The sequence below is a fragment of the Nocardia sp. CC201C genome (genome assembly GCF_030010695.1).
GTDB lineage: Bacteria > Actinomycetota > Actinomycetes > Mycobacteriales > Mycobacteriaceae > Nocardia > Nocardia otitidiscaviarum.
Window position 1 is genome coordinate 1 of record NZ_JASCXP010000142.1, and the last position, 15000, is coordinate 15000.

Consider the following 15000-nt stretch of genomic DNA (forward strand, 5'->3'; position numbering starts at 1 on the left):
CGGCAGGAAGATCGCGGTGAGCACCAGCGGCCAGACCAGCGCCATCAGCGCGGCGTGCTGCTCCACCCAGGAATCCCCGCTGCCCACGGGGGTGCCGAACAGCTCGCGGGTCGCCGCCGCCGTCGAGGAGATGGGATTCCACGCCGCGATCGTGCCGAGCCAGGACGGCATCAACTGCGGGGCGACGAAGATGCTCGAAATCATGGTGAGCGGGAAGACCACCGCGAACAGACCGCCCGCCGCCTCCGGATTCGGCACCATCAATCCCAGCCACACGCCCACCCAGATCAGCGCGAAGCGCAGCCACAGCAGCAGCACGAACGCCGCCACCACGCCGAGCAATCCACCGGTGGGCCGCCAGCCGATGGCGAAGGCGGTCAGCATGAGAATGCCCAGCTCCGCGCAGGCGACCAGCAGATCGGTGACACCGCGACCGGAGACCACCGCCGAGGCGGACATGGGCATGGACCGGAACCGGTCGATCACGCCCTTGGTGGCGTCGTAGACCACCACGGTCGCGGTGTTCACGAAGCTGAAGGCCATGGTCATGGTGAACATGCCCGGCATCAGGAAGCTGCGGTAGTCGCCTCCGCCCGGCACCACCATGGCACTGCCGAACACATAGCCGTACAGCAGCACCGAGACGATCGGAAAGCCCAGCTGCCAAGCGATGTTCACCGGCTGGCGCTGATAGTGGGTCAGCCCGCGGCGCACGATGTTCCAGCAGTCGGCCACCGCCCAGTAGGTGCGCGAACGGTGCTCGGGGGTCAGATCGACGGCGCTCATCAGGCGGCCTCCTCGGTAGCGGTGCGGTGACCGGTGAGATGTAGGAAGACATCGTCGAGACTGGGGCGGCGCAGCCCGATGTCCTCGACGGCGATGCCCTCGTCCTGCAGGGCGCGCGCCACCTCGGTGAGCGCGGCGACCCGATCGGCGACGGGCGCGTGCACGCGTCGCTCGACCTCCACGGTCTCCGGTTCGGTATCGCTCACGCGGGCAACGACCTTCGCCACCAGGGGCAGATCGGCGACTTCCAGCGCCACCACCTCGATGAGGTCGCCGCCCACGATGTTCTTCAAACCGTCGGGGGTGTCGTCGGCGATGGCCCGCCCCTGATCGATGACGGTGATGTGGGAGGCGAGCCGATCCGCCTCCTCCAGATACTGCGTGGTGAGCAGGACCGTGGTGCCGTCGGCGACCAACGCGCGCACCGATTCCCACACCTCGTTGCGACTGCGCGGATCGAGTCCGGTGGTCGGCTCGTCGAGGAAGAGCACGTCCGGCGCGAGGATCATGGACGCCGCCAGGTCGAGACGGCGACGCATGCCGCCGCTGTACTTGCCGACGCCGCGGTCGGCGGCATCGGTGAGGTCGAAACGCTCCAGCAGTTCCCGCGCGCGCAACCGCGCTCGCCGCCCGCCCAGATGGAACAGCCGACCGAACATCTCGAGGTTCTGCTGCCCGGTGAGCACCTCGTCCACGGCGGCGTACTGGCCGGTGAGCCCGATGCGCGCCCGCACCTCCCCAGGCTGGCGGGCCACATCGAACCCGGCCACCCGCGCCTGCCCGCCGTCCAGCCGCAGCAGGGTGGACAGGATGCGCACGGCCGTGGTCTTGCCCGCGCCGTTCGGCCCCAACAGGCCGTGCACCGTGCCCGCGCGGACCGTCAGATCGAATCCGTCGAGTGCGTTCTTCGCTCCATATCTCTTGGTCAACCCCTCGGCCAGTACCGCATAGTCGGCCACCGTCGTCCTCCGCTATCACTCGGAATTAAACCGGGTACATCGTACCCCATTTCGAGTACAACGTACCCAGTTTTTTCCCGGACCGCTACGCTCGAGACCATGAGCAGCACCGAGACCAGTGGCAGCGGTGATCTCGCACGGACTCTCGAGCTCCTGTGGAACACCGGCCCCCGCCCCAGCCGCGGCCCCAAACCCGGACTCACCCTGGACCGCATCGTCGAGGCCGCCATCCACGTCGCCGACGCCGAGGGCCTGGACGCGGTCACCATGCGCCGGGTGGCCACGGAACTGGGCACCGGCACCATGACGCTCTACCGCTACCTGCCCGGCAAGGCCGAACTGCTCGATCTCATGCTCGACCGCGTACAGGACCCCCAGTTCGACGGACTACCGGAACCGGAGGCGGGCTGGCGTGCGGCCCTGGAAGCCGTGGCGTACTCGACACTCGCCCTGTACCAGCGACATCCGTGGCTGATCCAGGTCAACCAGAGCCGACCGGTCATGGGACCGAGCGCCGTGGAGGGCATGGAGCGCATCCTCGCCCGGATCAAACCCATGGGACTGCCCGACCGCGAACTCATCTCCGTGGTGCTGCTGATCGACAACTATGTGGTCGGCGCCGCGCGCACCCAGCTGTACGCGCAGGAGGCCGAACTCCGCACCGGCATGACCGATCTCGAATTCTGGGAGGCCCAGGCACCGGCACTGAACCAGGCCATGGCGACCGGACGCTATCCGATCCTGGCGGGAATGGGCGACAACACCTTCGACCCCAGCTACGACCACTTCGGCTGGGGATTGCGGCGGGTGCTCGACGGGCTCGAACGGACGGTCGTCAGCGATCGACCCGAGTGAGACCGGCTCGGCCGCCGCGCCTCAGCGCCGCCACACCTGCCGCGCCACCCGGGCGAAATTGTCGCGGAACACCGCCGCGATCTCGGCTTCGGTGAACCCGCGGCGGGCCAGCACCGTGTCCAGCCCGGGAACCTCGTTCTCCCCCAACAGATCTTCCGGCGGGGTCCACTGCAACGGACCCCAGCGCGTGTAATCCTCGGAGAAATTCCCCGGGTTCGCGGCGATCTCGGCATTGAACTGTGCACCGTCGAAGGAGAAGTCGGAGCCGATGCCGATGTGCTCGATACCGACCAGCTCCGCACCGTAGACGATGTGATCGGCCATGGCTTCGACGCGCGCGGCCCTACCCTCGGGCTTGTTGCGCCCCAAGAAGATTCCTACCCCGTTGATGCCGACCACACCGCCGGTCTCCGCGCACGCACGCGCCTGATCGTCGGTGATATTGCGCGGATGCGCCCACAGGGCCGCGAAATTCGAGTGACTGTAGATCATCGGAACGCTGGTGGTCGCGGCGATGTCCAATCCGGTGCGGACCGAACAATGTGAGCCGTCGGCGAATACGCCCACCTCATTGAGCGTGCGCACCAGATCGCGTCCGTACCCGGTGAGCCCGGTGTCCGCGGTATCGAGGCAACCGCAGCCCGCCGCATTGGCGTGGTTGTAGGTGGGCAGCAGGGAGCGGACCCCCAGATCGTGGAAGACCGCGACATTGTCCAGGTCACCGCCGAGCGGGCCGGAGTCCTCCAGATCGAAGGCCAGCGCGATCACCCCATCGGCCAGGGTGTCGGCGAACGACTCCACCAGCCGAAACTCCGGTCGCGCCGCGGCGTCACGGCGGAACTGCCGCACCAGCGCCAGCGCGTCCGCCGTGGAGTGCGGCGCGTACCCGACATTGACCGACACATAGCTGCCGACCGGATACCGCGCCAGCTCGCGGATGTCGGCGCTGGGCAGCAGCGGCAGGCAGCAGTGTTGCTCCCACGGTGCGGGTCGCATCCACGCCTCCTCGACAGCAATCGGCATCCGTCCGGCAATCCTACTGAGCAGGGTTCCCCGTCACACCGATGCGCCCTCGGCAACAATGGGGCCATGAGCGGTGTTGACGAGAGCGTGACGGATCCTTACCTGTGGCTCGAAGAGGTCACCAGCGATCGCGCATTGGACTGGGCGCGGGAACGCAATGACGTGGTGGTCGAGACCTTCGCCTCGTCGGACCGCTTCACCGAACTGGAGTCGCGCATTCTCGCCATGCTCGACACCGACACCCGCATCGCCTACCCCGGACGGCGCGGGCGCTGGCTGTACAACTTCTGGCGCGATGCCGAACACCCCAAGGGCCTGTGGCGACGCACCACCTTCGCCGAATACTCCAAGGACGAGCCCGCCTGGGAGGTACTGATCGATCTCGACGCCCTGGCCGCCGCCGAGGACGAGAACTGGGTCTGGGGCGGCGCGGCCGTGCTGCGGCCGGAGCAGCAGCGGGCGCTGATCAGCCTGTCGCGCGGCGGTGCGGACGCCAAGGTGGTCCGCGAATTCGCGATCGAGACAAAGGAATTCCTCGCACCCGAGGACGGCGGGTTCTATCTGCCCGAGGCCAAGTCCGAGATCCGGTGGATCGATATCGACACCGTGTACGTGGGCACCGACTTCGGGCCCGGCTCGCTCACCGACTCCGGCTATCCGCGCATCGCCAAGCGCTGGCGGCGCGGCACGCCCCTGGCGGAGGCGGTCACCGTCTTCGAGGGCGAGCCATCGGATGTGGCGGTATCCGCCGGCTACGACCGGACTCCCGGCTACGAACGGCATTTCGTCGGCCGCGCCACCGACTTCTTCAACGAAGAGGTGTACCTACTCGAGGACGGCGATACGCTGCGGCGGCTCGAGCTGCCCACCGACTCCTCGGAATCCTGGTACCGGGACTGGCTGCTGGTCCGGCTCAAGTCACCGTGGGAGGTCGGCGGCCGGGAGTATCCGGCGGGGGCGCTGCTGGCCACCGATTTCGACGACTTCCTCGGCGGCGCACGCGATTTCGAGGTGATCTTCGAACCCGACGCGCACACCGCGCTGCACGGCTACGGCTGGACCGAGAACCATCTGCTGCTCATCACGCTCGAGGATGTGCAGACCAAGCTCTACGTGGTCACGCCCGGAACGGACGGCTGGGTCCGCGAACCGCTCGCCGACGCCCCGCGCATGGCCACCACCAGCGTCATGAATCTGGACCCGCTCGAGGGCGGCGACGAATTCATGCTCACCACCAGCGGTTTCACCACACCCACCACCCTGCTCTCCGGCTCCGTCGGCGGCCCGACCACACTGCTCAAGAAGGAGCCCGAGTTCTTCGACGCCGCGGGCGTGGAGACCGAGCAGTACTTCGCGCGCTCCGACGACGGCACCATGATCCCGTATTTCGTCATCCGCCACCGTGATCGGATCGGTCGACCCGGCCCGACCATCATGTCCGGGTACGGCGGATTCGAGGTCTCGCGCACACCCGCCTACAGCGGCGCGTCCGGCATGGGCTGGCTGGAGCGCGGCGGCACCTGGGTGATGACCAATATCCGCGGCGGCGGCGAATACGGGCCGCAGTGGCATACGGCGGTGCAGAAGGCCAACCGGCACAAGGTGTACGAGGATTTCTCATCGGTGGCCAAGGACCTGGTCGCCCGCGGCATCGCCACCCACGACCGGTTGGGCGCGGTGGGCGGCAGCAATGGCGGCCTGCTCATGGGCGTCATGCTCACCCGGTACCCGGAACTGTTCGGGGCCATCGTCTGTCAGGTGCCCCTGCTGGATATGCGGCGCTATCACCTGCTGTTGGCCGGCGCCTCCTGGATCGCGGAATACGGTGACCCGGACAAGCCGGAGGAGTGGCAGTACATCAGCGAGTACTCGCCCTACCAGAACACCCGGGCGGACGCGCCCTACCCGCCGATCCTGCTCACCACCTCCACGCGCGACGACCGGGTGCATCCGGGGCACGCACGAAAGATGGCGGCCCTCTTGGAATCCCAGGGCCATCCCGTCTGGTACCACGAGAATATCGAGGGCGGGCACGGCGGCGCCGCCGACAACAAGCAGTCGGCGTTCCAGGCCGCGCTCATCTTCGAATTCTTCACCCAGCGACTCATGGGGAAGTGATCAACGGTCACGCAACCATTTCTCGATGTAGTCGACCGTGCCGCGCGAATCCGGAATCCAGCCGTTGTGCCCCAGTGATTCCGGATTGTGCCACCGGGTGATGTCCGCGCCCGACAGCTTCTCCAGCAGATGCGCGGCCGAGCCGCGGGGGGTGAGGTCGTCACCGGTGATGGTGATGGACAGCACCGGCAGTTTCAGCCGCGCGATGCGCTCCTCGTAGTCGATGTCCGCACCGGCAGGTTGGAATTTCCCGGTGCGGGCCAATCGCGCCCAGTCGGCGATGAGCACCTTCGACTGGCGGCCGAAACCGCCCGCGGTGATCCGGTCCCCGGGCCAGAAACCGGCGAGATTCGCGGTCAGTGAGACCGCGGCGCTGCCGAGCAGCAGTCCGGTGGAGGCCAGGCCGCCGTAACCGCGGTGGTAAGGGGTGCCCGAGGCGATCAGAATCAATCCGCCCAGCCGACCCCGGATCCGGGACGCGTACAGCACGCCCAATTGCCCACCGAGGCTGTGCCCCAGCAGATATGGGGTCGAACGTGGGAACCGCTCCCGCACCACCTCGAACATGGCCGGGAAATCCACGGAGACGAGTTCCTGATATCCGTAGGCACTCGACGGACTCGGTTTCGGGCGGCTGTCGCCGTTCCCCCGCAATTCCAGAATGGCGGCGTCGAATCCCCGGCTCGCGACATCCTTCGCGAAGAACTCGTAGTAGGCGGCCGGTACCCCGAGCCCCGGCGCGATCACCACCACCGGACGCGGCGTGTCCGGCGTGATCGCATGCCGGTGTGCACCGTGCGCGGGCACCAATCGGACCGGCACGGTGGTTCCGTCCGGCATCTGGATCGGCACAGTCTCCATACGCGCACGCTACCGCTCCACCGCGGATTCGTGTCCACGGCGCCGCGCCCTGTGCCCGCCGACGCCGGACGCTCCATGCCCGGCGGGGCCCGCACGGCCCCATGCCCGCCGATGCCGCACACCCCCATGCCCGGAGGGGCGGCGCATCCAGATGCCGGTGTGGTCTTCTCGGTGGCGCGCCCCACGCCCGCGCCGGGGCCACAGCCCCACGTCGGGCGAGCGTGGGGTGGGATCAGGCGCTGACCGCGCCCATGATGATGCGGCGCAGCACGCGGATGACGTCGTCCAGCGGCTGGCGGGGGTCGGAGCCGCTCCACGCGTCCACCACGTAGTTGACGGCGCCGATAATGGCCAGAACGCGCATTTCGTAGTCGCCGGGCGGGATTTCGCCGTGCATGGCGGCGTCCTCGGCGGCGCTGGCGAGTAGCGCTCCCCAGGCGCGGCGCAGTTCCAGTCGGAACTTCTCGACCTTGGGGCCCGCGCCGACCACCTCGACCAGTGAGACCCGCGCCTTGCGGGGGTCGCGGCCGATGGATTCGATATAGGCGCGTACGGCGGCGTCGATGATCTCGATCGCGCTGGCGTCCGTGTGGTCGGCGATGGTGGCCGCCACGGCTTCCCGTGATTCCCGGTCGATCTGTTCGTAGAGTTCGAGCAGCAGCGATTCGCGCCCCGTGAACTCCTCGTAGAACTGCCGAGAGGAGAGACCGGCGTCCTTGCAGATGGCACCGACGGAGCTGTTGGCGTACCCGTCCCGCGCGAATACCGTCAGCCCGGACTCCAGAAAACGCGCACGTCGCTGCCGCTGCCGGTCTTCTACGGGCTGCCCGGCGTACATTCTTCCCGCGTTCGTTTCCTGAGACATTGCGCCAGACAATACCGAAGGGGCCGATCCCCTCGTCATGGATCGGCCCCTTCGTTTGTACCTTCGACATACCGCGCGATTGCCGAAAGTTGGCTCAGTGCATCGGAGCATGGCGACCAGCCCAACGGCAGTCGGGAATTGGCAGGGGAACTGCCGGGGTTCGTCGCCCGAGCCCGGGGGGAGGCCCGGCCGCTGTGTCGCGTTGGCCCGATGATCACTGATCATTTGCCGTTCCACACGATACCGAGCGGCCGCTCCGAGTGGAATACTTTTGTCGGATTTTTCTAGAATTTATTTGGCCGACACCGCTGTGCACCACAGTGGAGCAGGGACGACCGAGCGTGCCGTGCAGCGCGTCGCCCGGAACGCAGCCGGGGCCCGGTCCACCTCATCATGGACCGAGCCCCGCGCCGCATCGTTCACTTCCGCGCGAGCGCCGGAAGGTGGCGACCATCCGGCTACTCCGCCGAACCACTTGCCGATCCGGAGGACAGCAGCTTCAGGATGGTCTGCGCGAGGATGTCCGAGATGATGTCGGTCATGGGGGTACTCCGATCCAACTACGGCGCCAGTATCTGTCACTGGCTGTTTGCCATCGGGACGATACCGAGCGTCCAGCAGGTGCGGCAGCGTTTTGAAGGATCTTTCTAGGACTATTTCCCGGGTGCGGCGGACGGCGGCGACCAGCCGTTTCGCCATGTTTGCCGCGGCGCCTCCGGCGGCCCCTCCAACCATGTGAAACACTCGCGTCCGCCCCGCGCGGGCGGGCACTCGGCGGCCCGGCAGAGCCACCGGTGCGCCACCGCGCCCGGGCCGGGTTCAGCACGTTTCCGGGCCGCGACCGGAACCCCCCGCTCGGAATTTGCCGGTGCGCGTTCAACCACAGGTCACGCCGATCGCCCGGGGCGGCGAGTACTCGGCGGCGGTCCCGCACCCGGTTCGGTTGCGGGACCGCGTGTTTCGACGGGCTATCGGTCAGGTGAGCGCGTAACCCACTGGCCGGGTAGTGAATTCACCGCGCCCCTGCGTGCGGCTGCGCAAACGAGTCGCATAGCCGAACAATTCAGCCAGTGGCACGGCCGCCGTCGCCACCACGGCTCCGCCGCGGGTCGTCGAACCCACGATCCGGCCACGACGGGCCGCCAAGTCGCCGAGCACCGCGCCGACGAATTCCTCCGGCACCGTGACGGTCACCTCGACGATCGGCTCCAGCAGGCGCATTACGCTGGCGCGCAGCGCATCTCGGACACCCAGGCGCGCGGCCGTGCGGAAGGCCAGCTCCGAGGAGTCCTTGACGTGGATCATGCCGTCGGTCAACGTGATGCGCACACCCGTCACCGGATGACCACCGAGCGGACCGGCCGCCAGGGCATCCCGGCAGCCCGCCGCGACCGCGCGCACGAACTCGGCCGGGACACGACCACCCACCACCGTGGAATGGAATTCCATGCCGTCGGCACCGGGATCCGCGGTGTCCAGCGGCTCCACATCGAAGACGATGTGCGCCCACTGTCCGCTGCCGCCGTCCTGCTTGACGTGCCGGTAGGTCACCCCCGACACCCCGCGCAGCACCGTCTCCCGATAGGCCACCTGCGGGCGGCCCACGGTCACCCCGATGCCGCGGTCGCGGCGGCTCTTCTCCACCGCCACGTCCAGGTGCAGTTCGCCCAGCCCGGACAGCAGCGTCTGCCCGGTCTCCGCATCCGTGCGCACAACCAGCGAGGAATCCTCGTCGGTCAATCGCGTCAGGGCCAGCCGCAGCCGCTCGGCATCCGCGTTCGCCTTCGGCTCGACCGCCACCGAGACCACCGGATCGGCCACCGTCGGCGGTTCCAGCAGCACCGGCGCGTGCGGAGCCGCGAGGGTCGCGCCGACCGCGGCCTTCGGCCCGACGAGGGCCACGATGTCACCGGCCACCGCGCCGTCCACCTCCACGTGGCGGTCGGCCTGTACGCGCAGCACCCGTGCCACCCGCTCCCGGCGACCGGCTCCGACATCCGACACCGTGTCCCCCTTGCGCAGGACGCCCGTGTACAGGCGGACGAAGGTGAGGCGTCCGGTCGCGGTCGCCTGCACCTTGAACACCAGGGCGGCAAGCGGTTTCGTCGGATCGGCCACCGGGCCGGGGCCACCGGACGGCGCGCGATCCCGCGGCGCGGGCAGATACGCGACGACCGCGTCGAGCAGCGGTTCGATCCCACGATCACGGTAGGCGGCACCGCACAGCACCACCACGATCTCACCGCCGAGGGTCAGCTCGCGCAAGGCCGCGGTCAGTGTCTCCGCCGACAGTTCCGCGTGGTCGACGAACTCGTCCAGGGCGGCCGCATGCCGTTCCGCGACGGCCTCGTCCAGAGCCCGTCGACGATGCGACGCCAGCTCGGCGAGCGCGGCGGGAATCGGTCGCTCCGACAGGCCGTCCGCCTGCCAGACGAGCGCACGCATGCGCACCAGGTCCACCACACCGGTGAACTCCGACTCGTCGCCGATCGGCAGCTGCACGGCCAGCGGTACCGGGTGCAGCCGCTCCCGGATGGACGCCACCGCCGCGTCGAAATCGGCTCCGGCGCGGTCCATCTTGTTGACGAACGCGATACGTGGCACGCCGTACCGGTCGGCGCGACGCCACACCGATTCGCTCTGCGGCTCCACCCCGGCCACCGCGTCGAAAACCGCGACCGCGCCGTCCAGCACGCGCAGCGACCGCTCCACCTCGTCGGAGAAGTCCACATGGCCGGGGGTGTCGATGACGGTCAGGCGGTGACCGTTCCATTCGCAGCTCACCGCCGCGGCGAAGATGGTGATGCCGCGATCGCGTTCCTGCGAATCGAAATCGGTGACCGTGGTGCCCTCGTGCACCTCACCGCGCTTGTGCGTGGCGCCGGTGAGGTAGAGCATCCGTTCGGTGACGGTGGTCTTGCCCGCATCCACATGGGCGAGAATGCCGAGATTACGGACGTGGGCGGAGTGGTGTCGGGAAACAGAGGTACGCACGGAAATTCGGTCCTTCGTGCTGAGCAGGGTCACTACAGCGCGATTCCCGGACGGAGCCGGTACCGAGACGGGATGCGTCGGTACGGCGCGACTCGACCCCCGGGGAGGTCGATGCGTGAAAGGTCCGGGTGACTCAGTACCGGCCGCGCAGCCGGTACCGGACCGGCGAAGACACCAGGATCACCTCGAAGCGCGAACGAGCCGCGACGGTGCGTTGACCGCGCATCATCCGGCTCCCTCCTGGTTCGACGTGCCGTGCGGCACGAGACGCATTGCGAGACTACGCAATCGCGCGGGTGGAGGAAACCGATTTTCCGGGGCGGTCGACGACTGGTGAAATGTCGAGGGGGGTGAAACGCGGAAGGCCCCGACCATGTGGTCGGGGCCTTCGCGAAGGATGTTCCGGCGGTGTCCTACTCTCCCACACCCTGTCGAGTGCAGTACCATCGGCGCAGGTGGCCTTAGCTTCCGGGTTCGGAATGGGACCGGGCGTTTCCCCACCGCTATAGCCGCCGTAACTCTATGAAACTGTCCACACAGCGCGCGGAAAGCAAACCACGAGCGGGGATACCCCGCAGGTGCCTGCTCTCGACACACCGCATGCGTGTGTTGTTTCAGATACCGCACAGTGGACGCGTAGCAGCTTTGTTGGTAAGTCCTCGGCCTATTAGTACCAGTCACCTCCACACGTTACCGCGCTTCCAGTTCTGGCCTATCAACCCAATGGTCTGTTGGGGGCCTTACCCCCTCGAGGGGGTGAGAAACCTCATCTTGGAACAGGCTTCCCGCTTAGATGCTTTCAGCGGTTATCCCTTCCGAACGTGGCCAACCAGCAGTGCTCCTGGCGGAACAACTGGCACACCAGAGGTTCGTCCGTCCCGGTCCTCTCGTACTAGGGACAGCCTTCCTCAAGTTTCTAACGCGCGCGGCGGATAGAGACCGAACTGTCTCACGACGTTCTAAACCCAGCTCGCGTGCCGCTTTAATGGGCGAACAGCCCAACCCTTGGGACCTACTCCAGCCCCAGGATGCGACGAGCCGACATCGAGGTGCCAAACCATCCCGTCGATATGGACTCTTGGGGAAGATCAGCCTGTTATCCCCGGGGTACCTTTTATCCGTTGAGCGACACCGCTTCCACATGCCGGTGCCGGATCACTAGTCCCGACTTTCGTCCCTGCTCGACATGTCTGTCTCACAGTCAAGCTCCCTTGTGCACTTGCACTCGACACCTGATTGCCAACCAGGCTGAGGGAACCTTTGGGCGCCTCCGTTACATTTTGGGAGGCAACCGCCCCAGTTAAACTACCCACCAGGCACTGTCCCTGAACCCGATCAGGGTCCGAGGTTAGAGGTCCAATACGATCAGAGTGGTATTTCAACGACGACTCCCACAACACTAGCGTGCCGCTTTCACAGTCTCCCACCTATCCTACACAAACCGTACCGAACACCAATACCAAGCTATAGTGAAGGTCCCGGGGTCTTTTCGTCCTGCCGCGCGTAACGAGCATCTTTACTCGTAATGCAATTTCGCCGAGTCTGTGGTTGAGACAGCAGAGAAGTCGTTACGCCATTCGTGCAGGTCGGAACTTACCCGACAAGGAATTTCGCTACCTTAGGATGGTTATAGTTACCACCGCCGTTTACCGGGGCTTAAATTCTCAGCTTCGCGCATTACTGCGCTAACCGGTCCTCTTAACCTTCCGGCACCGGGCAGGCGTCAGTCCGTATACATCGTCTTACGACTTCGCACGGACCTGTGTTTTTAGTAAACAGTCGCTTCTCTCTGGTCTCTGCGACCCCGACCAGCTCCCACCGCAAAGGTGTTCACCAGCCCGGGTCCCCCTTCTCCCGAAGTTACGGGGGCATTTTGCCGAGTTCCTTAACCACAGTTCTCTCGATCGCCTTAGTATTCTCTACCTGACCACCTGTGTCGGTTTGGGGTACGGGCCGTGTACCAACTCACTAGAGGCTTTTCTCGGCAGCATAGGATCACTGAATTCGCCTCAATCGGCTACGCATCACGTCTCAGCCTGTACGAGTGACGGATTTGCCTATCACTCGGCCTACACGCTTACACCAGGTATTCCATCACCTGGCCCAGCTACCTTCCTGCGTCACCCCATCGCTTGACTACTACAGCCAGGGTCGTGCGCAGCCCCATCTCTTCACCCGAAGGTGATAGATCCGGTTTTGGGCACTTAGCACAACTGATTCGCCATTGGGCGCGGGTACACGGGTACGGGAATATCAACCCGTTGTCCATCGGCTACGCCTGTCGGCCTCGTCTTAGGTCCCGACTCACCCTGGGCGGATTAACCTGGCCCAGGAACCCTTGGTCATTCGGCGGACGAGTTTCTCACTCGTCTTTCGCTACTCATGCCTGCATTCTCACTCGCGCAGCCTCCACGGCTAGGTCACCCTGCCGCTTCCCTGGCTACACGACGCTCCCCTACCCAGCCACACCACTGCCCCGAAGGGGATGTCCATGTGTGACTGCCGCGGCTTCGGCGGTGTACTTGAGCCCCGCTACATTGTCGGCGCAGGATCACTTGACCAGTGAGCTATTACGCACTCTTTCAAGGGTGGCTGCTTCTAAGCCAACCTCCTGGTTGTCTCTGCGACCCCACATCCTTTTCCACTTAGTACACGCTTAGGGGCCTTAGCCGGCGATCTGGGCTGTTTCCCTCTCGACTACGAAGCTTATCCCCCGCAGTCTCACTGCCACGCTCTCACACACCGGCATTCGGAGTTTGGCTGACTTCGGTAAGCTTGTGGGCCCCCTAGGCCATCCAGTAGCTCTACCTCCGGCGTGAAACACGTGACGCTGCACCTAAATGCATTTCGGGGAGAACCAGCTATCACGGAGTTTGATTGGCCTTTCACCCCTACCCACAGCTCATCCCCTCAGTTTTCAACCTAAGTGGGTTCGGGCCTCCACGACGTCTTACCGTCGCTTCACCCTGGCCATGGGTAGATCACTCCGCTTCGGGTCCATAGCATGCGACTCAGGCGCCCTATTCGGACTCGCTTTCGCTACGGCTACCCCACACGGGTTAACCTCGCCACATACCGATGACTCGCAGGCTCATTCTTCAAAAGGCACGCCATCACCCCACCCGAAGGAGGGCTCTGACGGATTGTAAGCGCACGGTTTCAGGTACTATTTCACTCCCCTCCCGGGGTACTTTTCACCTTTCCCTCACGGTACTAGTCCGCTATCGGTCACCAGGTAGTATTCAGGCTTATCGGGTGGTCCCGACAGATTCACAGCAGATTTCACGGGCCCGCTGCTACTCGGGAGCACTACACGACAGAGAACACGTTTTCGTCTACCGGACTCTCACCGTCTACGGTTGGCCATCCCAAACCAATTCGACTAACGCGATCTTTTCTGACTGTCGCTCGACTCGGCAGAATCGAGAAGTAATGTCCCACAACCCCGGCCATGCAACGACTGCCGTCTATCACACATAACCGGTTTAGCCTCATCCGCTTTCGCTCGCCACTACTCACGGAATCACTGTTGTTTTCTCTTCCTGTGGGTACTGAGATGTTTCACTTCCCCACGTTCCCTCCACACACCCTATATATTCAGGCGCGGGTAACACGACATCACTCGTGCTGGGTTTCCCCATTCGGAAATCCTCGGATCTCAGCTCGGTTGACAGCTCCCCGAGGCTTATCGCAGCCTCCTACGTCCTTCATCGGCTCCTGGTGCCAAGGCATCCACCGTACGCTCTTACACACTTACTAACAAAGATGCTCGCGTCCACTGTGCAGTTCTCAAACAACACACAAGACCCACTCACCACTGCGGCACCAGCCCGAGAAATTCCCGGCGGTATGACTCGCGGACTGAGTCTCGTCGTTTTTTGCCTGGAAAGAACGTCTGTTCTTTCAGGACCCAACAGTGTGTCGATATATCCACCGCGATCCCGGACTCGGCCGGAACCTTGATGCGATGAAGCTTGTCAGCGTTCCACCCATGAGCTCCGCCGGACTACAGGTGAGTCCGAAACGGCTCTGGCACAGTCACACTCGACTCTTCGAGGCGCCTGCGCAGATGCTCCTTAGAAAGGAGGTGATCCAGCCGCACCTTCCGGTACGGCTACCTTGTTACGACTTCGTCCCAATCGCCAATCCCACCTTCGACGGCTCCCTCCCACGAGGGGTTAGGCCACCGGCTTCGGGTGTTACCGACTTTCATGACGTGACGGGCGGTGTGTACAAGGCCCGGGAACGTATTCACCGCAGCGTTGCTGATCTGCGATTACTAGCGACTCCAACTTCACGGGGTCGAGTTGCAGACCCCGATCCGAACTGAGACCGGCTTTAAGGGATTCGCTCCACCTCACGGTATCGCAGCCCTCTGTACCGGCCATTGTAGCATGTGTGAAGCCCTGGACATAAGGGGCATGATGACTTGACGTCGTCCCCACCTTCCTCCGAGTTGACCCCGGCAGTCTCTCACGAGTCCCCGCCATTACGCGCTGGCAACATAAGATAAGGGTTGCGCTCGTTGCGGGACTTAAC

At 65.1% G+C, this 15000-nt stretch carries 8 protein-coding genes and 3 rRNA genes (1 of these 11 only partly in view); 2 read left to right on the forward strand and 9 right to left on the reverse strand.

Going from position 1 to position 15000, the window contains the following annotated elements:
• The coding region (locus tag QK444_RS16720) for an ABC transporter permease (protein ID WP_282781347.1) at window positions 1-786 on the reverse strand (786 nt) is incomplete at its 3' end.
• On the reverse strand, window positions 786-1745 hold the full coding sequence (locus tag QK444_RS16725) for an ATP-binding cassette domain-containing protein (protein ID WP_282781349.1): 960 nt from the start codon (window positions 1743-1745) through the stop codon (window positions 786-788). The genes QK444_RS16720 and QK444_RS16725, both read right to left, overlap by 1 nt.
• A 99-nt stretch (window positions 1746-1844) precedes the next feature.
• Here QK444_RS16725 and QK444_RS16730 point away from each other — a divergent pair, with 99 nt between their 5' ends.
• Complete coding sequence (locus QK444_RS16730) at window positions 1845-2600, forward strand: TetR/AcrR family transcriptional regulator (RefSeq protein ID WP_282781351.1); 756 nt, start codon at window positions 1845-1847, stop codon at window positions 2598-2600.
• 21 nt (window positions 2601-2621) lie between these two features.
• Here the strand turns inward: QK444_RS16730 and QK444_RS16735 are convergent, their stop codons facing one another.
• On the reverse strand, window positions 2622-3596 hold the full coding sequence (locus QK444_RS16735) for a membrane dipeptidase (RefSeq protein WP_282781360.1): 975 nt from the start codon (window positions 3594-3596) through the stop codon (window positions 2622-2624).
• Window positions 3597-3689: 93 nt separating this feature from the next.
• Between QK444_RS16735 and QK444_RS16740 the strand changes: the two genes are divergently transcribed.
• Window positions 3690-5741 carry a prolyl oligopeptidase family serine peptidase gene (locus QK444_RS16740; RefSeq protein ID WP_282781353.1) on the forward strand — a complete coding sequence of 684 codons (2052 nt, stop codon included), beginning with the start codon at window positions 3690-3692 and terminating at the stop codon, window positions 5739-5741.
• On the opposite strand, the gene QK444_RS16745 is transcribed toward QK444_RS16740, so the two are convergent.
• The 6 genes from QK444_RS16745 to QK444_RS16770 all read right to left on the reverse strand — a co-directional run.
• A complete protein-coding gene (locus tag QK444_RS16745) occupies window positions 5742-6602 on the reverse strand; it encodes an alpha/beta fold hydrolase (RefSeq protein WP_282781355.1) in 861 nt (286 codons plus the stop codon). It lies immediately after the preceding gene.
• Window positions 6603-6834: 232 nt separating this feature from the next.
• Window positions 6835-7467 carry a TetR/AcrR family transcriptional regulator gene (locus tag QK444_RS16750; protein WP_282781357.1) on the reverse strand — a complete coding sequence of 211 codons (633 nt, stop codon included), beginning with the start codon at window positions 7465-7467 and terminating at the stop codon, window positions 6835-6837.
• A gap of 975 nt (window positions 7468-8442) precedes the next feature.
• Window positions 8443-10461 (reverse strand): elongation factor G, encoded by a 2019-nt coding sequence (fusA, locus tag QK444_RS16755; protein ID WP_282781359.1) that lies wholly within the window; start codon window positions 10459-10461, stop codon window positions 8443-8445.
• 400 nt (window positions 10462-10861) lie between these two features.
• Window positions 10862-10978 (reverse strand): 5S ribosomal RNA (gene rrf / locus QK444_RS16760).
• Window positions 10979-11108: 130 nt separating this feature from the next.
• Window positions 11109-14220: ribosomal RNA gene (locus QK444_RS16765) — 23S ribosomal RNA — on the reverse strand.
• 321 nt (window positions 14221-14541) lie between these two features.
• Window positions 14542-15000, reverse strand: a 16S ribosomal RNA gene (locus QK444_RS16770); it runs 1060 nt beyond the window's last position.
• The 16S, 23S and 5S rRNA genes sit together here, the layout of an rRNA operon.

Bases quoted from the DNA above. Each gene is read 5' to 3' on its own strand.
- QK444_RS16730 (WP_282781351.1), top strand. From the start codon at position 1,845: ATGAGCAGCACCGAGACCAGTGGCAGCGGTGATCTCGCACGGACTCTC.
- QK444_RS16735 (WP_282781360.1), bottom strand. From the start codon at position 3,596: ATGCGACCCGCACCGTGGGAGCAACACTGCTGCCTGCCGCTGCTGCCC.
- QK444_RS16740 (WP_282781353.1), top strand. From the start codon at position 3,690: ATGAGCGGTGTTGACGAGAGCGTGACGGATCCTTACCTGTGGCTCGAA.
- QK444_RS16745 (WP_282781355.1), bottom strand. From the start codon at position 6,602: ATGGAGACTGTGCCGATCCAGATGCCGGACGGAACCACCGTGCCGGTC.
- QK444_RS16750 (WP_282781357.1), bottom strand. From the start codon at position 7,467: ATGTCTCAGGAAACGAACGCGGGAAGAATGTACGCCGGGCAGCCCGTA.